The organism is Flavobacterium suncheonense GH29-5 = DSM 17707, assembly GCF_000430025.1.
GTDB lineage: Bacteria > Bacteroidota > Bacteroidia > Flavobacteriales > Flavobacteriaceae > Flavobacterium > Flavobacterium suncheonense.
This window is the reverse complement of sequence record NZ_AUCZ01000004.1, coordinates 142,834-162,354: the sequence shown is the minus strand read 5'-3', so window position 1 is coordinate 162,354 and position 19,521 is coordinate 142,834. Positions and strand designations below refer to the sequence as shown.

The 19,521-nt window shown below is 40.4% G+C and carries 22 protein-coding genes; 14 read left to right on the top strand and 8 right to left on the bottom strand.

Going from position 1 to position 19,521, the window contains the following annotated elements:
- Positions 1-11 precede the first annotated feature (11 nt).
- Positions 12-599: a YdeI/OmpD-associated family protein gene (locus G498_RS0103070; RefSeq protein ID WP_026979805.1), complete on the top strand. Its 588-nt coding sequence runs from the start codon at positions 12-14 to the stop codon at positions 597-599.
- 49 nt (positions 600-648) lie between these two features.
- Here G498_RS0103070 and yajC read toward each other — a convergent pair whose 3' ends face one another.
- The 4 genes from yajC to G498_RS0103050 all read right to left on the bottom strand — a co-directional run bounded on the left by yajC (position 649) and on the right by G498_RS0103050 (position 3,564).
- Positions 649-924, bottom strand: a complete 276-nt coding sequence (yajC, locus tag G498_RS0103065) for a preprotein translocase subunit YajC (protein ID WP_026979804.1) — start codon at positions 922-924, stop codon at positions 649-651.
- Positions 925-936: 12 nt separating this feature from the next.
- Positions 937-1,416, bottom strand: coding sequence for a DUF1573 domain-containing protein (locus G498_RS0103060; protein ID WP_081694199.1), 480 nt, complete (start codon positions 1,414-1,416; stop codon positions 937-939).
- 14 nt (positions 1,417-1,430) lie between these two features.
- The gene (gene nusB, locus G498_RS0103055; protein ID WP_026979802.1) at positions 1,431-2,375 is read right to left on the bottom strand and encodes a transcription antitermination factor NusB; all 945 of its coding nucleotides are present in this window, start codon (positions 2,373-2,375) and stop codon (positions 1,431-1,433) included.
- A gap of 82 nt (positions 2,376-2,457) precedes the next feature.
- The gene (locus G498_RS0103050; RefSeq protein ID WP_026979801.1) at positions 2,458-3,564 is read right to left on the bottom strand and encodes a Glu/Leu/Phe/Val dehydrogenase dimerization domain-containing protein; all 1,107 of its coding nucleotides are present in this window, start codon (positions 3,562-3,564) and stop codon (positions 2,458-2,460) included.
- Between the two features lie 199 nt (positions 3,565-3,763).
- Between G498_RS0103050 and G498_RS0103045 the strand changes: the two genes are divergently transcribed.
- Together G498_RS0103045 and G498_RS0103040 are read left to right on the top strand one after the other, a co-directional pair.
- Entirely contained in the window at positions 3,764-5,512 is a 1,749-nt protein-coding gene (locus G498_RS0103045) for an ABC transporter ATP-binding protein (protein WP_026979800.1), read from the top strand.
- Between the two features lie 72 nt (positions 5,513-5,584).
- Entirely contained in the window at positions 5,585-5,959 is a 375-nt protein-coding gene (locus tag G498_RS0103040; RefSeq protein WP_026979799.1) for a PUR family DNA/RNA-binding protein, read from the top strand.
- Positions 5,960-6,045: 86 nt separating this feature from the next.
- On the opposite strand, the gene G498_RS0103035 is transcribed toward G498_RS0103040, so the two are convergent.
- Complete coding sequence (locus G498_RS0103035; RefSeq protein WP_026979798.1) at positions 6,046-6,378, bottom strand: tRNA-binding protein; 333 nt, start codon at positions 6,376-6,378, stop codon at positions 6,046-6,048.
- Between the two features lie 81 nt (positions 6,379-6,459).
- Between G498_RS0103035 and G498_RS0103030 the strand changes: the two genes are divergently transcribed.
- Together G498_RS0103030 and G498_RS0103025 are read left to right on the top strand one after the other, a co-directional pair.
- Complete coding sequence (locus tag G498_RS0103030) at positions 6,460-7,023, top strand: thioredoxin family protein (RefSeq protein ID WP_026979797.1); 564 nt, start codon at positions 6,460-6,462, stop codon at positions 7,021-7,023.
- 344 nt (positions 7,024-7,367) lie between these two features.
- Positions 7,368-7,757, top strand: a complete 390-nt coding sequence (locus G498_RS0103025) for a GreA/GreB family elongation factor (protein ID WP_026979796.1) — start codon at positions 7,368-7,370, stop codon at positions 7,755-7,757.
- A gap of 39 nt (positions 7,758-7,796) precedes the next feature.
- Here G498_RS0103025 and G498_RS0103020 read toward each other — a convergent pair whose 3' ends face one another.
- The 3 genes from G498_RS0103020 to G498_RS0103010 all read right to left on the bottom strand — a co-directional run bounded on the left by G498_RS0103020 (position 7,797) and on the right by G498_RS0103010 (position 9,720).
- Positions 7,797-8,324, bottom strand: a complete 528-nt coding sequence (locus G498_RS0103020; RefSeq protein ID WP_131387654.1) for a hypothetical protein — start codon at positions 8,322-8,324, stop codon at positions 7,797-7,799.
- Positions 8,325-8,411: 87 nt separating this feature from the next.
- Complete coding sequence (locus G498_RS0103015; protein ID WP_026979794.1) at positions 8,412-8,705, bottom strand: c-type cytochrome; 294 nt, start codon at positions 8,703-8,705, stop codon at positions 8,412-8,414.
- Between the two features lie 82 nt (positions 8,706-8,787).
- Entirely contained in the window at positions 8,788-9,720 is a 933-nt protein-coding gene (locus G498_RS0103010; RefSeq protein ID WP_026979793.1) for a peptidylprolyl isomerase, read from the bottom strand.
- 133 nt (positions 9,721-9,853) lie between these two features.
- Between G498_RS0103010 and G498_RS0103005 the strand changes: the two genes are divergently transcribed.
- The 9 genes from G498_RS0103005 (at position 9,854) to G498_RS0102960 (ending at position 19,488) form a co-directional block, all read left to right on the top strand.
- Positions 9,854-10,312, top strand: a complete 459-nt coding sequence (locus G498_RS0103005) for a GNAT family N-acetyltransferase (protein ID WP_026979792.1) — start codon at positions 9,854-9,856, stop codon at positions 10,310-10,312.
- A 15-nt stretch (positions 10,313-10,327) separates the two neighbouring features.
- A complete protein-coding gene (locus G498_RS0103000; protein ID WP_026979791.1) occupies positions 10,328-11,128 on the top strand; it encodes a class I SAM-dependent methyltransferase in 801 nt (266 codons plus the stop codon).
- 11 nt (positions 11,129-11,139) lie between these two features.
- Positions 11,140-11,589, top strand: coding sequence for a DUF1569 domain-containing protein (locus tag G498_RS0102995; RefSeq protein WP_026979790.1), 450 nt, complete (start codon positions 11,140-11,142; stop codon positions 11,587-11,589).
- Positions 11,590-11,743: 154 nt separating this feature from the next.
- A complete protein-coding gene (gene trmD, locus G498_RS0102990) occupies positions 11,744-12,421 on the top strand; it encodes a tRNA (guanosine(37)-N1)-methyltransferase TrmD (protein WP_026979789.1) in 678 nt (225 codons plus the stop codon).
- Positions 12,422-12,617: 196 nt separating this feature from the next.
- The gene (gene rplS, locus G498_RS0102985) at positions 12,618-12,968 is read left to right on the top strand and encodes a 50S ribosomal protein L19 (protein WP_026979788.1); all 351 of its coding nucleotides are present in this window, start codon (positions 12,618-12,620) and stop codon (positions 12,966-12,968) included.
- A 257-nt stretch (positions 12,969-13,225) separates the two neighbouring features.
- Positions 13,226-15,448, top strand: coding sequence for an NADP-dependent isocitrate dehydrogenase (locus G498_RS0102975; protein WP_026979786.1), 2,223 nt, complete (start codon positions 13,226-13,228; stop codon positions 15,446-15,448).
- 144 nt (positions 15,449-15,592) lie between these two features.
- Positions 15,593-17,968, top strand: coding sequence for a TonB-dependent receptor (locus G498_RS0102970; protein ID WP_035743858.1), 2,376 nt, complete (start codon positions 15,593-15,595; stop codon positions 17,966-17,968).
- A gap of 4 nt (positions 17,969-17,972) precedes the next feature.
- Positions 17,973-18,800 carry a DUF4249 domain-containing protein gene (locus G498_RS0102965; protein WP_026979784.1) on the top strand — a complete coding sequence of 276 codons (828 nt, stop codon included), beginning with the start codon at positions 17,973-17,975 and terminating at the stop codon, positions 18,798-18,800.
- 25 nt (positions 18,801-18,825) lie between these two features.
- Positions 18,826-19,488, top strand: coding sequence for a thiamine diphosphokinase (locus tag G498_RS0102960; protein WP_026979783.1), 663 nt, complete (start codon positions 18,826-18,828; stop codon positions 19,486-19,488).
- Positions 19,489-19,521: the final 33 nt, after the last annotated feature.

Here is a 19,521-nt window from a genome sequence, read left to right as displayed (position 1 = left end):
AAACGACCCAAATGAAAGAAGATAAAAATCCGTGGAACAAAACCAACCAATGGGAAGAAGAATTGGGCATTCTGAAATCCATTATTGACAAAACCGAACTGGAAGAAATGACCAAATGGGGCGGCCCGGTGTACACCATCAACAAAAAAAATGTGGTGGGAGTTGGCGGTTTTAAATCATACGTTGGTATTTGGTTCTTTAATGGTGTGTTTCTGAAAGATGACAAAAAAGTACTGGTTAATGCCAACGAAGGTGTTACCAAAGCCTTGCGTCAGTGGCGGTTTGAATCGAAAGAAGAAATTCTGAAAAACGAAAAAGCCATACTGCAGTACATCAACGAAGCTATTGCCAATGAGAAAGCCGGTCTGGCCATCAAACCCGAAAAGAAAGAAGAAATTGTTTCCGAATTATGGAACGCCGAATTAAAAGCCGATAAAGCCCTAAAATCAGCATTTGAAGCCTTTACACCTTACAAACAGCGCGAATTTCTGGAACATATCGAATCGGCTAAACAGGAAAAAACAAAACTGAGCCGCATCGAAAAAATAAAGCCGATGGTTTTAGAAGGCAAAGGACTTAATGACAAATACCGTTCATAAAAAAAGCCTCCGGAAAAAGGAGGCTTTTTATTTTTATACCTAAAAAGTATTAGCTTGCTTTGTTCACTTTCTGGCTCAATTCCATGGAAATTGCAGAACGCTCCATTTTAATTTTACCGGCCATGGTTTCCACCACTACTGAATCTTCGTATAATTCGGCAATTTTTCCGTGAATTCCTGATTTTGTGATGATTTTATCTCCTACTTTCAAAGCAGCTTCAAACTCTTTTTCCTTTTTAGCTCTTTGTTGTTGCGGACGGATCATTAAAAAATAAACCACCACAAACATTAACAACAAAGGTAACATTGAACCTAATTGTCCCATATCTGTATTTTTTTAGTGTACAGCCGGAGTAGTTCCGTCTGCTTTTGGTGTAACATTTGCTTTAATCGTTACTTTTTCTGTACCTTCTGCCGTGTTGGTAGTTAGAGTAACGGTTTTTTGTTGTTGTCCTGTTTTCCCTGATGAATTGAACGTAACTTTCATATCCGCAGAAGCACCCGGTTTAATTGGCTCTTTTGGCCATTCCGGAACAGTACAACCACAACTTCCCTGTGCGTTAATGATGATTAAATCGGCTTTACCTTCATTGGTAATGCTGAAAGTCGTTTCAACTTTATCGCCTTCGTTGATGGTTCCGAAATCGTGTTCGGTTTCATTGAATTTAATTACCGGAAGTTCTCCGGCAGCAGCTTTTTCCTGTTCTGCTTTGGCAACATTCTCCGGATTGATTTTGTCCGAAGCATTTTCGTTTTTACAAGATGTTGACAATACTAACGCAGCAACCGCCAACATTCCGAAAGTTTTTCTAATCATACTTTTTTATTTAATTACATTAAACCTCGTCCGGTTTTAACCATTTTATTATCCTTTTGGAATTCCTTAACCAGATTGTCTAAAATTCCGTTGATAAAAATACTACTTTTTGGGGTAGAATATTCTTTGGCTAATTCTAAATATTCGTTAATGGTAACTTTTACCGGAATGGACGGGAATTTCAAAAATTCACAGATGGCCATTTTTAAAATTATCGTGTCCAATTCGGCAATTCTGTCCGCATCCCAGTTGGGTGTTTTATCGATGAATTCCTTCCCTAATTCCGAATCGTTTAAAACAGTTTTCCGGAACAGATTGCACACGAATTCCTTATCATCGGCATCTTTAAACAGTTTCGGCACGAAGAAAGAGCGTTCCTCCGGCGACTTAATTTGCTTCAGCTGCTTGGCAATCATGGTATTCACCAACGGAATATCGTCTACCCAGGTTAATTTATAATCTTCCAGATAATCATACAGTTTTTCGTTTGGCGCGATAATTTCGGTAAACATATCCACCACAAACTGTTTGTCTTCTTCAAAAGTATTCACCGTATTGCTCATGTACTGCTCATACTGTTTGCTGTTTTTGATTTCCTCCAGCAGCAATAAGATGTAATCGTCATTGTTTTTCCAGTTGGTGATTTTGCGCTCTTCCAAAGCCATGCTTAACGAGTTGTTTTCGTCTAAAAGCAATAAAACCTGGTTGTTGATAAATTTTCTGTTGGGATTGCGTTCTTCTTTGGTGGCAAGATGTTTTTTACTGGATTTATCGATGAAATCATCTTCGGCTTTACGAATTTCCACAAGAGCGGAAATCATAATCAGATATAAATCCTGAATGTTTTCGATACTCTGAAACAGGAATTTTTCTTCCTTGTCAAGATTATCGGAGTTGTTCTGATGCATGGCATAAATGGATTGCATCACTTTCAAACGGATATGTCTTCTGTTTAACATCTTGGTAAGAACTTTAAAAATTAACGGAGCGAAAGATTCTCTTCCGCTCCGCAAAATTATAAAATATTATTGACTGTGAAAATTACTTTCCGGTGATTTCTTTTTTTCTTGCATCGATACGCTCCTGTGCCATTCTTAAAGCCGCCTGGTGTGTAGTGATGTTGTTTTCTTTGGCATAGTTGAAAATATCCAGCGTCGTGTTGTAGATATTTTGGGTTCTGCGCATGGCTTCTTCTTTACCGTAACCGGCAATTTCACCGTAAACGTTGATGATACCACCCGCGTTGATTAAGAAATCCGGTGCATACAAAATACCTCTTTCCTGTAATCTTGCGCCGTGGATTTGCTCTACGGCTAATTGATTGTTTGCAGCTCCGGCAATAACTTTCGCTTTGATTTTTTCGATCGTATCGTCGTTGATGGTTGCTCCTAACGCACATGGCGCGTAGATGTCTACATCAGCACTGTATAAATCTGTTCCTGAGAAAACTTTGGCACCGTATTTTGCGCCAACTTCCTGTAAACGGGCTTCGTTGATGTCGGCAATCTGCACCAAAGCATCTTCTTTAGTGATTAGTTCCACCAAAGTTTCCCCAACGTGACCGATACCCTGAACCAATACTTTTTTACCTTCTAAATTATCCGAACCAAACTGATATTTCGCAGCGGCTTTCATTCCCATGTAAACCCCGTAAGCAGTTACCGGAGAAGGATTTCCTGAACCTCCGATAGCTTCGGAAATACCGGTTACGTGATTGGTATATTTCTTGATTAAGTCCATGTCGGCTGTTGTGGTTCCGACGTCTTCAGCAGTGATATATTTTCCGCTTAATGAATCTACAAACTGACCGAATTTGGCAATCATTTCCGGTGTTTTGTCTACTTTGGAATCTCCAATGATAACCGCTTTACCACCTCCAAGGTTCAACCCTGAAATCGCCGATTTAAAAGTCATCCCTCTTGAAAGACGCAAAACATCGTTTAACGCTTCCCATTCGTTTGTATATTTCCACATTCTCGTACCGCCCAAAGCAGGTCCTAAAACTGTGTTATGAACTCCAATAATTGCTTTTAATCCAGTATCTTTGTCGTGACAAAATACGATTTGCTCATGATTATCAAAGGAAACCTGACCGAAAACAGGGTCGATTTTGTGAAGCTCATTAGCGTTTGTAACTTCTGTTATCATGTTGTAAAATGTTTTTATAGGTTGAATTATATTCAAAAACAGAATGCAAAATTACAATTTTATTCAGAATATTTCAGCATAATCGCGAAAAATTAATTTATTTTCAATATTTATTTTCAGAATAAAAACGACTTTTTACTAAATAAAAATCATCTTTTTAACACATAATTAGTGATTTTATTAAAATATTCTAAAACCAATGAAAGAACTTCAATATTTAAACAAATATTTCATCAAATACAAATACCGTTTTCTGCTTGGTATTTTGATTACAATTGTAGCGCAATTCTTTACATTGTATACCCCAAAATTAGTTGGAAATTCCATTAAAGTTTTAGAGCACAACAATTTATCAGTCGAAGTGGTTAAAAAAGCCTTGGTCGAAAATATTTTACTCATTTTAGCCACCACTTTAATTGCCGGTTTTTTAACCTTTTTAATGCGACAAACCCTCATCGTAATGTCGCGTCATATCGAATTCGACTTAAAAAATGAGGTTTTCCAGCAATACGAACGCCTGACGCAGAATTTTTACAAGCAAAACCGCACCGGAGACCTAATGAACCGCATCAGTGAAGATGTTGGGAAAGTGCGTCAGTATGTAGGGCCGGCGGTGATGTATTCGATAAATACTTTCATTCGTTTTGCGGTGGTTACGGTTCAGATGTATCTGGTTTCGCCTAAACTCACTTTGTATTCTTTACTTCCGCTACCGATTTTGGCGTACAGTATTTTTAAAATCAGTACGGAAATCAACAAGCGGAGTACGGCTTATCAGCAGAATCTTTCCAAACTTTCAACCTTCACACAGGAAATGTTTTCGGGCATCCGCGTAATCAAAGCCTATGCGTTGGAAGGTCAGAAACAGAACGATTTTACCGCTTTGTCTAACGAAAGTAAATCAAAAAACCTTGATTTGGCCCGGGTTCAGTCATTGTTTGGGCCGTTCATGATTTTACTGATTGGTTTGAGCAATCTGGTCGTGATTTACGTGGGCGGCATGATGTACATCAACGGTTCGATTCCGGACATTGGTGTAATTGCGGAATTTATTCTGTACATCAACATGTTAACCTGGCCGGTTGCGTCACTGGGGTGGGTTTCCTCCATGGTTCAGGAAGCAGAAGCTTCTCAGAAACGCATCAACGAATTCCTGAAAGTGGTTCCGGAAATTCAGAATACCGTGGAAACCAAAACCGATATCAACGGAAAAATTGTCTTCGAAAATGTTTCGTTTACTTATGAAGACACCCATATTGAAGCCCTGAAAAACATTTCGTTTACAATCAATAAAGGGGAAACTCTGGCGATTTTGGGCAAAACCGGTTCGGGAAAATCGACGATACTTTCCTTAATCAGCCGTTTGTATGATGTGGAAAACGGTGCGGTAAAAATTGACGATACCAACATCAAAGACCTCAACTTGTATGATGTGCGCGATCATATCGGATTTGTGCCTCAGGACGCATTTTTATTCTCGGATTCCATCAAAAACAACATCAAATTCGGCAAAGAAGACGCTACAGACGAAGAAGTAATGGAGGCCGCTAAAAAAGCTGTGGTTCACAAGAATATTGTCAAATTTAAAAATCAGTACGATACCGTTTTGGGTGAACGCGGGATTACGCTTTCCGGCGGACAGAAGCAACGGGTTTCCATTGCCCGCGCGATGATTAAAAACGCTCCTATCCTATTGTTAGACGACTGTTTATCAGCCGTTGACACAGAAACCGAAGAAGCTATCCTGAACAATTTAACAGATTTCTGCAAAGACAAAACGACCATCATTGTAAGCCATCGGGTTTCGTCTGCCAAAAACGCCGATCAGATTATAATTCTTGACGACGGAAAAATCATCCAGCAGGGTTCTCACTATCAGCTTGTAAATCAGGAAGGTTATTACAAAGAATTGTATTATAAGCAACTTTCCGAAAAAGAATTACAATAAATTATTGGTTTTTACAGTTTTTTTTTAGATTTTTGGTTTCACCTAACACAATTAATTTTTGAAAGAAGGACTATGAGAGAAAATGAAATGTTAGAAAAAGAGGAAATCTTTTCTAAAGTTTTAAGAGCAGGACGAAGAACATATTTCTTCGATGTGAGAGCTACAAAAGCCGACGATTACTACATTACCATTACTGAAAGCAAAAAATTTACGGAAGAAGACGGATCATTCCACTTCAAAAAACATAAAATCTATTTATACAAAGAAGATTTTGCCGCTTTCCAGGAAATTTTAACCGAAATGACCGAATACGTTCTTAACCAAAAAGGAGAAGAAGTAATTTCGGAAAGACACCAAAAAGATTTCAAAAAAGAGTTCTTCGCGGAAAAACTGGAAGAAGTTAAAGCCGGCGGAAGCTACACCGATATTGATTTTGACGATATTTAATAAACCGTCAGAATAAACATAAAAAAAGTCCAAAACCTGTTTTGGACTTTTTTTATGGCTTACCGTGATATTTTCTTCTGCTGTACTCAACCAATCCGCAAACCGTTCTCCACTTTAAAATCCGGAGCCAGCAAAACGATGTCGTTATCTGCGCCAACCGAGCCCAACACCAGACATTCACTCATAAACTTACCGATTTGTTTCTTCGGAAAATTCACTACCGCAATTATCTGTCGGTTTACCAATTCCTCTTTTTGATAACGTTTCGTTATTTGTGCCGACGATTTCCGGATACCGATTGCTGCACCAAAATCTATGGTTAACTGATAGGCCGGCTTTCTTGCTTCGGGGAAATCATGCACTTCGATAATGGTTCCCACGCGCATTTCTACTTTTTCAAATTCTTCCCAAGTGAGCATACATAAGGTTTTCGGCTAAATTACAAATTCGGTCAGAAAATTCATTTTTTTTAGTAATTTTAACCATAATTTGCAATCATCATGGCTCGAACACCTTCCAACATGTTACCGTTAGGCACTATTGCGCCGGAATTTTATCTGAAAGACACCAATTCTGCCTACTCCTATTCCTTTGCGGATTTAAAAGGCAAAAAGGGTACTTTAGTGATGTTTATCTGCAACCATTGTCCGTTTGTACACCATGTCATTGAAGAAGTGGTTCGCATTGCCAACGATTATCGCGTTCAGGGATTGGGTATTGTCGCCATTTCAAGTAACGATGTTACCGCTTATCCTCAGGACGCGCCGGAACTCATGCAGGATTTCGCCTTAGGGCATCATTTTGAATTTCCGTATCTGTACGATGAAACGCAGGAAGTGGCCAAAGCCTACGACGCCGCCTGTACACCGGATTTTTACCTTTTTGACAATCTTGACAAACTGGTTTACAGAGGACAACTGGACGACAGCCGTCCCGGAAACGGAATCCCGGTAAGCGGCAGTGATTTGCGCAGCGCCATTGACGGTGTAATTTACAACCGAAGCATCAATGCGGAACAAAAACCGAGTATCGGCTGTAATATTAAATGGAAGTTAAATTCTTGACCGTTCGCTTTTCTTTTTCTAAATTTGAAACACCAAATCGTACAAAACTTGAATCATACCGGCACATACTTTTCCTCTGTAGCTTGCAGCAAATGCAGGCTTATTGTGCTGTTTTCACACAACAAGGCCTTCATCAATCAGGCCTCCGTCTAACTTTATATTTTTTTCTCGGACGGAGGATTTTTTCACGAAAATTCAAAATCTATTTTTCTAACCAAGCAGCTTCTTTTTGAGGTACGCTCCCTAACATTTTATAATTATGGCATCAAAAGCTGTTTTGACAAACTTTTGGTACCTCAAAACAGCTGATTTGTTCGAAATCTATCAACTTTAATTAATAGCGTATGAAACCAATTCCGATTTTTTTAAAAACCGAACATCATTTACTGAAAGAAATGGTAAAAAACAGCGTCAATGCCGTTAATTCCAAAGACATCATGCTTTTAAATGCCGAACTCGAACGGGGTATTGTGGTAAAAGACCAAGCGGACGATGAAAATTTTATCCGACTGAACTCGAAAGTTACGGTTGAAGATCTTTCCGCGAAACGAAAAGTAACGTTTCAAATTGTACTGCCTTCGATGGCCAACGTAAGGGAAAACAAAATTTCCGTTTTAGCACCGCTAAGCATTGCTATCATCGGATTTAAGGAAAACGACCAGATTGACTGGGAATTACCGGCCGGAACCAAAACTTTTAAGGTAATTTCCGTTAAAAATGAATCTGAAAATTAATGCAAAGTGAAACACCTCATCTGTAATGACGGTGTTTTTTTATTTGTTTTTTTCCAGCACGATGTCGATCGGACGGTTTTGTTTTTTGCCAAACTGAACGGCTTTTTCACTCTGACTCGCACACAAAACATACATATTAAAGGCATAAAGTTGTACGAATTGTGTTTTGAATTTCTTATTCGGATCTTCGATTTTTAAGCGAAAATCGTCGGCGGGAAACGTATTGGCTACCGAAAGCAGGTAATTATCCTTGGCATACGGAAAAAACCATCGCGCTTTGAGATTTTCAGCCGTTATTTTATCGCCTTTTTCGTCTATCTGATAGTTTAAGGAAAACTGCAGCGGTTGGTTACTGTTGTTCCAGCTGTAGACATTGTTGATATTGATAACATCATTCCCGGTACTATCCACCACGGTGATTTTTAACCCTTTGACATTCTCTTTCTTTCCGTCTTCGTGTACATCCAAAACCAGATACGACGTAAAGTCATAACCGCAGTGCATGGTGGTGATTTGAGATTTCACGGACAATGAAAACAAAAGTGACAGAAAAACTAAAAACCTCATCCTTTCAAAATTGAATCCTCAAAAATAATCTATTTCAATAAAAAAACTCCCAAATGAGAGCTTTTCCGCAATTTATATTTTTTTTGACTACATTCCTGCAGTAAGGTAGCCGTAAATACTTGCAGTATCTTCATCAGAAATTTTAGCTTTCTTCTGCATTCTGCCCAAAGTAACTTTCCACTCTTCGGCATTGTGTTTGGAAGGTTCGAACAATTTATGGCATTTTGCACAGTTTTGTTCGTATAATCCTTTTCCGTGTTGCTGTATTGCAGTTAATTCAATTGTTTTAGCTGCTTCAGTTGTGTTTTGTGCCACCTTTTTGGAAGCACAGGAATACATTAAAAGGGAGGCAATAGCTAACCCAAACAGTTTTACTTTCATAATTCAATTGGTTTTAGACAGTAAATCTAATAAAAAAAGCTCTCCGAAAAAGAGAGCTTTCCATTTTTAAGAATATTTCGGATTACTTCACGTCCATCAGTTCCACATCGAAAATTAAGGTTGCATCCGGCGGAATCACACCACCCGCACCGCGAGATCCGTATCCTAAATAAGAAGGAATCACGAAACGCGCTTTATCACCAACTTGCAACAACGCGATACCTTCGTCCCAGCCTTCAATTACGTGGCCTTTTCCTAACGGGAATTCAATCGGTTGTTTTCTTTTGTAAGAGGAATCGAAAACCATTCCGTTGTCTAAAGCACCTTGGTAGTGTACGGAAACCGTTTTACCTTTTTCTGCCTGTTTACCGTTTCCTTTCTGGATGATTTGGTAACGCAGACCGCTTTCTGTTTTCTTGAAACCGGCTGCTAATTTTTCTAAAGCTTCTTCCGCTAATCTTTTCTGTTCTGCCATACGCTTTTCTCTTGAACCTTCGAAAGTTCTGAAAGCTTCAACAGCGTTCCATTTTTGAGCTTCCTCACCTACTCTTACGATTTCAACAGATTCAATCGTATCGCCCTGAGCAATGGCATCCACCACATCCTGTCCTTCCACAACATGACCAAAAACCGTGTGTTTGTTGTCCAACCAGGCCGTTTCAACGTGTGTGATGAAAAATTGAGAACCGTTCGTACCAGGTCCTGCATTCGCCATAGACAATACTCCCGGCCCGTTGTGTCTTAATTCCGGGTGAAACTCATCGTCAAACTGATATCCCGGGCCGCCAACGCCGCTTCCCAAAGGACATCCGCCCTGAATCATGAAATCCGGAATTACACGGTGAAATTTCAGTCCGTCGTAGTACGGTTTCCCTTGCGGTTTTACATCGTTTTCCAGTTTCCCTTCGGCCAGACCAACAAAGTTTCCGACTGTTCCCGGGGTTTTATCATGAGTTAATTTCACCAAAATCACTCCTTTTGAAGTATTGAATTTTGCGTAAATTCCGTCTTGCATGTTTTATTTCTTTTAAATTTCTGAAAGGCAAAATTACGAATATTAAATCTAAAATCTTTCATAAAATATGAAACCGTTAGCAGAAGCGAAACTGAAAACTCATTAACTTTGTCAGACTATTGATGCAATCAGGATGGAACCTAAAATCATCACTTACAAACCTGAATTCAAACAACGTTTTATCGATTTAAACACAGCCTGGCTGGAAGAATATTTCTTTGTGGAACAACACGACAAAGATGTTTGTAACAATGTCGAAGAAGTTATTCTGAAACCCGGTGGCGAAATTTTCTTCTGTTTGCTAGACGACGAAGTTGTCGGAACAGTTGCCATGCAGAAAGTAAACGATGAAGTCGTCGAAATGGCTAAATTAGCGGTAGACAAAAAACATCAGGGTAAAAAATTAGGCAATTTACTGGTGGAAACCTGCATCGATTTTGCCAAAACCCACCACTACAAAACGCTGATGCTAGTTTCCAGTACCAAATTAGATGTAGCGCTGAACCTGTATCGGAAATACGGTTTTAAAGAAACGCCTTTGGACGAAACCGACTACCATCGTGCTGATATTCAAATGGAATTGTATCTTTAAAGAAAAATTTGGGTTATGGAAATTCCGAAAGATTATCTCGACATCAACAAAGCCAGCTGGAACAAAAAAACCGAGGTGCATTACGCTTCGGAGTTCTACGACATGGAAAGTTTTCTGGACGGCCGGTCTTCGTTAAACGACATCGAACTGTCTTTATTGGGCGATGTTTCAGGCAAAAAAATACTGCACCTGCAATGCCATTTCGGACAGGACACCATTTCGCTGGCCAAATTGGGCGCACAGTCCACCGGTATCGACTTATCAGACCGCGCCATTGAAAAAGCAGAAGAACTGTCCAAACAAATGAACGCCGATGCAAAGTTCATCTGTTGCGATTTGTACGACTTACCCAATCATCTGGACGAACAGTTTGACATCGTATTTACGAGTTACGGCACTATTGGCTGGCTGCCGGATTTAAACAAATGGGCGGCTGTAATTTCCAGGTTCTTAAAACCAAACGGTCAGTTTGTTTTTGTGGAATTTCATCCCGTGGTGTGGATGTTTGACGACAACTTTAAAGAAGTCGGTTACAGCTATTTCAACATCGAAACCATTTTGGAAAACGGAGAAGGTACGTATGCCGATAAAAATGCGCCGATTGAAAACAAAACCGTGAGCTGGAATCATCCGCTTTCGGAAGTTTTTACTGCTTTGCTTAACAATAATTTAGAAATCACTTCGTTTGAAGAATACGATTATTCTCCTTATAATTGTTTCAACAACACCGAAGAATTTGAACCCAATAAATTCAGAATACAACATCTGGACAACAAAATCCCTATGGTGTATTCGTTAACCGCGATTAAAAAATAAAATCATACATTATGGAAAGCTTGTTCACAACCGAAGGCAATCAGAACATTATCGATCGTATTAACAAATTACACCCCACTACTCTTTCGCAATGGGGAAAAATGACCGTAGATCAAATGATGTCCCATTGTATCGGCCCTTTAGATGTGGTTTTAGGGAATCTGCACTTAAAAATGAATCCGATTATGGCCTTTTTCGGAAGAACTATTGTCCGAAAAAAAGTTATGGGAGCGGCACAATTTAAAAAAGACAGCCCAACCGCACCGGCGTTTATCCGTACCGGTTCCTACGACTTTGAAGCCACAAGAGTCGAATTGATCGAGAAAGTAAAAAAATTCCGCGAAGGCCCGCAGGTAATCAAAACCGATATACACCCGTTCTTCGGACCCATGACGCATGAAGAATGGGACAACCTGCAATGGAAACATTTGGATCATCATTTGCGTCAATTTGGGGTTTAATATTTTAGTAATAAGCAAAAGGGAGAAGGGAGAAGTAACACTAACCCTTTTCCCTTTTCCCTTTTCCCTTTTCCCTTTTCCCTTTTCCCTTTTCCGACAAAACCCCTACCTTTGCCACTTTGTAACTCAGAACCTCAGAACCTTTTTTTAAAACATGCGCATCGACATCATTACCGTTTTACCGGATTTAATCCGAAGCCCGTTTGAAGCTTCCATCCTGAAAAGAGCCATTGCCAAAGGTTTGGTGGAAGTTCATCTGCACAACCTTCGCGATTACAGCACCAACAAGCACAAAAACGTAGACGACTATCAGTTTGGCGGCGGTGCGGGTATGGTAATGAGCATCGAACCTATTGACGCCTGCATTTCCAAATTAAAAAGCGAACGCGATTACGACGAGGTAATTTACATGACGCCTGATGGGGAAACTTTAAATCAAAAAATGGCCAATTCGATGTCGCTTTTGAAAAACATCATCATTCTTTGCGGTCATTATAAAGGTGTAGATCAGCGGGTTCGGGATCATTTTATTACGAAAGAAATTTCCATTGGCGATTATGTATTGTCGGGAGGCGAACTGGGTGCGGCGGTATTGTGCGATGCCATTATCCGATTGATTCCGGGCGTTTTAAGTAACGAAACCTCGGCACTGACGGACAGTTTTCAGGACAATCTGCTTTCCCCTCCAATTTATACAAGACCAGCAGAATACAAAGGCTGGAAAGTTCCCGATATTTTACTGAGCGGCAACACACCCGAAATTGAAAAATGGCGGGAAAACATGGCTTTTGAACACACGAAAAACAGAAGACCGGATTTGTTAGAGGAATAAAAAGCGCTGTTTACAGTCTCAGTTCACGGTATCTATTCGCGTAAATTCAACACTGAAAACCGCGACTGTGACTGAAAACTTCTCAAATAAATTTGTGATTTAAAATAAAAATCGTAATTTCGCAGCCACATTCGGCCCAACCTCTGACGATAACCGTGTATGTTGCTCTGATTCAAACATTTAATTTAAAACGATCATGTCAAATTTATTAAAATTTGTTCAAGACGAATTCGTAGCGAAAAAAGATTTTCCTGAATTCAACGCCGGTGATACTATCACTGTTTATTACGAAATTAAAGAGGGTGAAAAAACCCGTACACAGTTCTTCAAAGGAGTTGTTATCCAAAGAAGAGGTGCTGGTGTAACTGAAACATTCACTATCCGTAAAATGTCTGGTGCTGTAGGTGTAGAGCGTATCTTCCCTGTAAACATGCCGGCTTTACAGAAAATTGAAGTGAACCAAAGAGGTAAAGTTCGCAGAGCTCGTATCTTCTACTTCAGAGAACTTACTGGTAAAAAAGCAAAAATCAAAGAAAGAAGAAGATAATTCCCTTTCTGAAGTTTATAAAATCAGCCTCGAGAATTTCGAGGCTTTTTTTATGCAAAAAAATTACGTCAAAATTATCATTTTGACAAATTACAACTCCCAAAATAACAATCTGATAATTCGTTCATTTTCCGACAATTTCCCGTCAATTTCCCAACCGCTTTTCGGACTGATTTTATTATATTTGCTACGCTTTTTTAAGCATCTTTCAAAAAACACTTTAAAAAACACAGCTATAGCATTTAAAATTCAATCCAATGGCACAAAAATCAAAAATCCATTACACTTTGACTGATGAGGCTCCTATGTTGGCCACACATTCCTTTTTACCCATTGTACAAGCTTTTACAGCGCCTGCAGACATTGATATCGAATTAAGAGACATCTCTTTGGCTGGTCGTATTTTGGCCAACTTTCCTGAATTTTTAAAAGAAGAACAACGCATTGGTGATGCTTTAACGGAACTTGGTCAATTGGCTACGACTCCGGAAGCAAACATCATCAAATTACCCAATATCTCTGCTTCGGTTATTCAATTAAAAGAAGCGATTGCAGAATTACAATCTCATGGTTTTGCGGTTCCCAACTATCCGGAAGAACCTCAAAGCGACGAAGAGAAAAACATCAAAGCCAAATACGGTAAAGTTTTAGGTTCGGCCGTGAATCCGGTTTTACGTGAAGGAAACTCCGACCGTCGCGCTCCGAAAGCCGTTAAAAATTACGCCAAAGAAAACCCACACCGAATGGGAACCTGGGCTGCAGACAGCAAAACAGAAGTAGCACACATGAATTCCGGTGATTTCTACGGAACAGAAAATTCTACTACGGTTGAGAATGACGGAAAATTCAGAATCGTTTTCAATTCAGATAATGGCACAACTACTGTTTTAAAAGATTTCGCTAACCTAAAAGCAGGCGAAGTTATTGACAGTTCGGTAATGAACCTGAAGGCTTTAAAACAATACGCAGCCGCTACAATTGCCGATGCTAAAGCGAAAAACGTAATGTTATCAGCACACTTAAAAGCAACGATGATGAAAGTTTCGGATCCGATTATCTTTGGAGCCATTGTGGAAACGTTCTTTGCCGATGTGTACACGAAATATGCTGATTTATTCAAATCCTTAGACATCAATCCAAACAACGGATTACAGGATTTATACAACAAAATTGCCGGAATTCCGCAGGAAACTGAAATCAAGCAAGCGATTACGGATGCTTTAGCTAACGGTCCGCGTGTGGCTATGGTGAATTCAGACAAAGGAATTACCAATTTCCACGTTTCGTCAGACGTAATTGTAGATGCTTCAATGGCTGCTTTAGCACGCAGTGGCGGTAAAATGTGGAATGCAGAAGGAAAAGAGGAAGATACTATCGCCATGATTCCAGACCGTTCTTATGCCGTTTTCTATTCTGCCTGTATTGATGAAATGAAACAAAACGGTGCTTTAGATCCAAAAACAATCGGTTCGGTTCCAAACGTGGGATTAATGGCTCAAAAAGCAGAAGAATACGGTTCTCACGATAAAACATTCCAGGTAGCAGAAAACGGAACGGTTACCGTGGAAGACGAAAACGGAACGGTTTTATTATCTCAAAAAGTAGAAGCCGGTGACATTTTCAGAATGTGTCAAACCAAAGACGCTCCTATTCAGGATTGGGTAAAATTAGCCGTAAACAGAGCGAGATTGTCGGATACTCCGGCTATCTTCTGGTTAGACAAAAACAGAGCGCACGACAGAGAAATCATCAAAAAAGTTGAGAAATACTTAAAAGATCACGATACAACAGGTTTAGACATTCGCATTATGGATGTGCAGGATGCGATGAAAGAAACTTTGCGCATCATCCGTCAGGGAAAAGATGTGATTTCAGTTTCCGGAAATGTATTGCGTGACTATTTAACCGATTTGTTCCCGATTTTAGAATTAGGAACTTCGGCTAAAATGTTATCCATCGTTCCGTTGATGAACGGTGGCGGATTGTTTGAAACCGGTGCGGGTGGTTCTGCTCCAAAACACATCGAACAATTTATCGAGGAAGGTTATTTACGTTGGGATTCATTAGGTGAATTCTTAGCCTTACAGGCTTCTTTAGAGCATTTGGCACAAACACAGAACAATGCAAAAGCGCAGGTTTTAGCAGACACTTTAGACGAAGCCAATGCCAAATTCTTAGCAGAAGACAAATCTCCGGCAAGAAAAATAGGCGGAATTGACAACAGAGGTTCGCACTTCTATCTGGCTTTATATTGGGTTCAGGCTTTGGCGAACCAAACCAAAGACGCGGAATTACAGGCCAAATTCGCTCCAATCGCGGCAGAATTAACGGCAAACGAAGCAAAAATCGATGCGGAATTAATCGGGGCACAAGGAAAACCACAAAACATTGGTGGTTATTACCAGCCTTCTGAAAGTGCTACAACTGAAGCTATGCGTCCAAGCACAACTTTCAACACGATTTTGGCAAAATTATCATAACCCAATAATCAATGATACTGAAAAGACGATTCGAAAGAGTCGTCTTTTTTATTTGTCTTAACCTCAACACATTAACCTAATCTTAACAATTATTCTCTTTCAAAATTGCGAAATTTGCAGGACAACCGTCAACACCAATTTCCTATGCCTTTGCTGCTGAAAAAATACTTGCCGCTTTACTTTTTATTTCTGTTTGCGGATGTACTTTCGCAGGAGAAATACACCTTGAGCGGCACCATTTCCGATTCCAAAACCGGCGAAACCTTAATCGGTGTCAACATTCAGGTGAAGAACTCGAAAGCCTATACCTACACCAACGAATATGGTTTTTACTCCTTAACCTTACCGAAAGGGCAACACATTCTAATTATTTCATTTGTAGGTTATCAGACATTGGAAAAAACGGTGAATCTTACCGAAAACAGAACGCAAAAGTTCTATCTGGAGGAAATCAGCAAACAACTGGACGAAATCATCATCACCAACAAACAAAAGGCCAACATCCGTAAACCGGAAATGAGCGTTAACAAGCTCACTATTGCCACCATCAAGCAAATGCCTGTGGTTTTGGGCGAAGTCGACATCATCAAATCGCTCTTATTTTTGCCCGGTGTAACCAATGCCGGCGAAGGACAGTCGGGATTTAACGTTCGCGGTGGCGGTGCCGATCAGAATCTGATTTTATTAGACGAAGCCACGATTTACAATTCCTCGCACGTTTTTGGGATGTTTTCGGTATTCAATCCGGATGCAATTAAAGACTTAAAACTGTATAAAGGCGGCATTCCCTCTCGTTATGGTGGAAGGGTTTCTTCGGTTTTAGACATTTATCAGAAAGACGGGAACAGCAATAAATTCAGTATGAACGGCGGTATCGGTTTGATTTCCAGCCGGATTCTCGCCGAAGGACCGATTGTAAAAGAAAAAGGCTCCTTTCTTTTCGGCGGACGGGCTTCCTACGCACATCTTTTCTTAAAACTGACAGACAATGAGAACTCGGCCTATTTTTACGATTTAAACACTAAACTCAATTATAAGTTGAACAAAAACAACAACTTATACCTTTCGGGGTATTTCGGAAGGGACGTGTTTTCCCTGAATGAACTGTTTACCAACACTTACGGGAATGCAACCGTCAACATGCGCTGGAATCATTTGTTTACCGACAAGCTTTTCTCCAATCTGTCGTTCATCTACAGCGATTATTATTACGGACTGGTATTGGATTTCATCGGCTTCAACTGGAAATCGGGCATACAGAGTTACAATCTGAAATACGATTTTAAGTACTATTGGACTGAAAAACTTAAACTCAATTTCGGTGTCAATACCAACCATTACAGTTTTAACCCGGGCACCATTGAACCTTTGGATGATGAATCGTCCATCAACTACAGACAGCTGGACAAAAAATATGCGCTGGAACATGCTTTCTACCTCGATGCTGAACAGGAAATAAGCGACAAATTAACCCTATCCTACGGATTGCGCCACAGCTTGTTTTACCGGTTAGGGCCGTCCACTATCAATTATTATGAAAACAATCAGCCGGTAACCTATGATGAAGCGCTTCAGATTTATGAGAAAGGCGAACCGGTGAGCACACAGTTTTTCAGCCGAAGCAAAGTCATCAAAGATTATCAGAATCTGGAACCGCGTTTGGCTGTCGCTTACGAAATCAACGAACATTCTTCTGTGAAAGCCAGTTATCACAGAATGACGCAATACCTGCAGCTGATTTCCAACACGGCTTCCCCTACACCACTTGATGTCTGGACACCCAGCGACAATTACATCAAACCACAGCTTTCAGACCAGTTTGCCGTAGGTTATTTTCGGAATTTCAAAGACGATAATTACACGCTCGAAGCCGAAGCCTATTACAAAACCGTCAAAAACCGCATGGATTACATCGACGGCGCCGATCTGATTGCCAACGAAGCCATTGAACAGGTTATCCTGAACGGTAGGATGCGTTCCTACGGACTGGAAATTTTATTCCGGAAAAACACCGGTAACTTAAACGGCTGGATTGCTTATACGCTTTCCAAATCGCAACAGCAAACACCGGGCAGAACCCCAAACGAAGTAGGCATCAACAACGGCGAATGGTACAATTCTGCTTATGATAAAACCCATAACCTGGCGGTAACCGGAAATTATAAATGGAACAAAAAATGGACATTTGGCGCGAATTTCACCTTTCAGAGCGGACAACCCGTAACCTATCCTAACGGAAAATACGTGTATCAGGGCATCACAGTTCCGAGTTACAATTCCAGAAATGCAGACCGTTTACCATTTTACCATCATTTGGATGTATCGGCCACTTTAACGCCTAAAAAATCGGAAAACAAACGTTGGAAAGGCGAATGGGTTTTCGGTATCTACAATGTGTACAGCCGTAAAAATGCGGCTTCCATCAGTTTCCGTCAGAATTATGAAACGGGTGCTAACGAAGCGATACGGCTTTCTATTTTCGGCATAGTGCCCTCGGTAACCTACAACTTTAAATTTTAAGAACATGAAAACCTTCTTTCATTACTTAGCTGTTTTGGTATTGACAATCGTCACTGTTGGCTGTGAAGATGTAGTCGATGTCGATTTAAACGATGAGAACCCAAGACTAGTAATCGACGCCGCAATCAAATGGCAAAAAGGAACAGCCGGTGAAACCCAAAGCATCCGACTGAGCATGACCAACAATTACTACACCAATGACGTGGTTCCGGCTTCCGGTGCGGTTGTACAGATTACGAACAGCACCAATACCGTTTTCGCTTTCGCGGAAATAGGCACAACCGGAGAATACGTCTGCACAGATTTTGTTCCTGTTATCAACGAAAGTTATACGCTGAACGTACTATACAATGGGCAAACGTATGCCGCAACCAATACCCTTTACGCCACACCAGAGATTTTATATGTGGAACAGGAAACCGTAACCGATGTGGATGGCAGCGATAAAATCCAGTTAAAATGGTATTTTCAGGACAATGGCGCCGAAGATAATTTCTACCTGTTAACCGTAAAAAACCCCAACAAAGTCATTCCGGAATACGGTACGTTGAGCGATGAATTCTTTCAGGGCAATCCGATGTTTGGCTTTTATTCCAGCGGAGAAACCGAATCGGGCACTACTATTTTATTACAGGTTCAGGGAATTTCCGAACAATACTATAATTATATGAACAAACTGATTGCCATTGCCACCACCAATGCCGGCAATCCGTTTGCCACACCACCGGTTACGCTCCGCAGCAATATTATCAATCAGACCAATCCTGCCAATTATCCACTGGGATATTTCAGTTTGGGTGAAACCGATTTGCGGAATTATCTGGTACAATAGTTATCTTTGACAAAATTTCACGATAATGTCATCACACCACATCGTACGCGACGATCAGGAACCCGCTTTAATTATTGCTAACGGAGCCGAATGCAGCAAAGAACTGCTCGGCCAGCTGCTGGAATGGTCGCCTTTGGTCATTGTGCTCGATTCTGCCATCGAACGGGTTTTGGAATTAGGGATAAAAGTCGATGTGCTTTTAGGCGATTTCGACCGCGGTTTTGATGCCGAATACTATCGTGAAAAACAATATCCGATTGAAATCGTACACACGCCCGACCAGGAGAAAACCGATCTGGAAAAAGCTTTTGACTACCTCGTAACCAAAGGACACAAAGCCGCAAACGTACTCTGGGCCACCGGAAAACGCGCCGATCACACCATTACCAACATTACCAACATCGTCCGGTTTCGCGATCAGCTGAAAATTGTAATTCTGGACGATCATTCGAAGATATTTTTACTGCCGAAGCACTTTCAGAAATGGTATCCGAAAGACAGCATCATTTCACTCATTCCGATTGGAAAAGTAAGCGGGATTCATTCGGAAAACCTGTTTTATCCGCTGAAAGATGACATTCTTACCATCGGTTACCGCACCGGAAGCAGCAATCATGTGGCGGAAGACGGCATTGTTTCCATTACTCATGAGGAGGGCGACTTAATCTTAATCGAATCTTTAGATTAGGAACTTCTTTTTTCAAAATTTCCATCCTACATT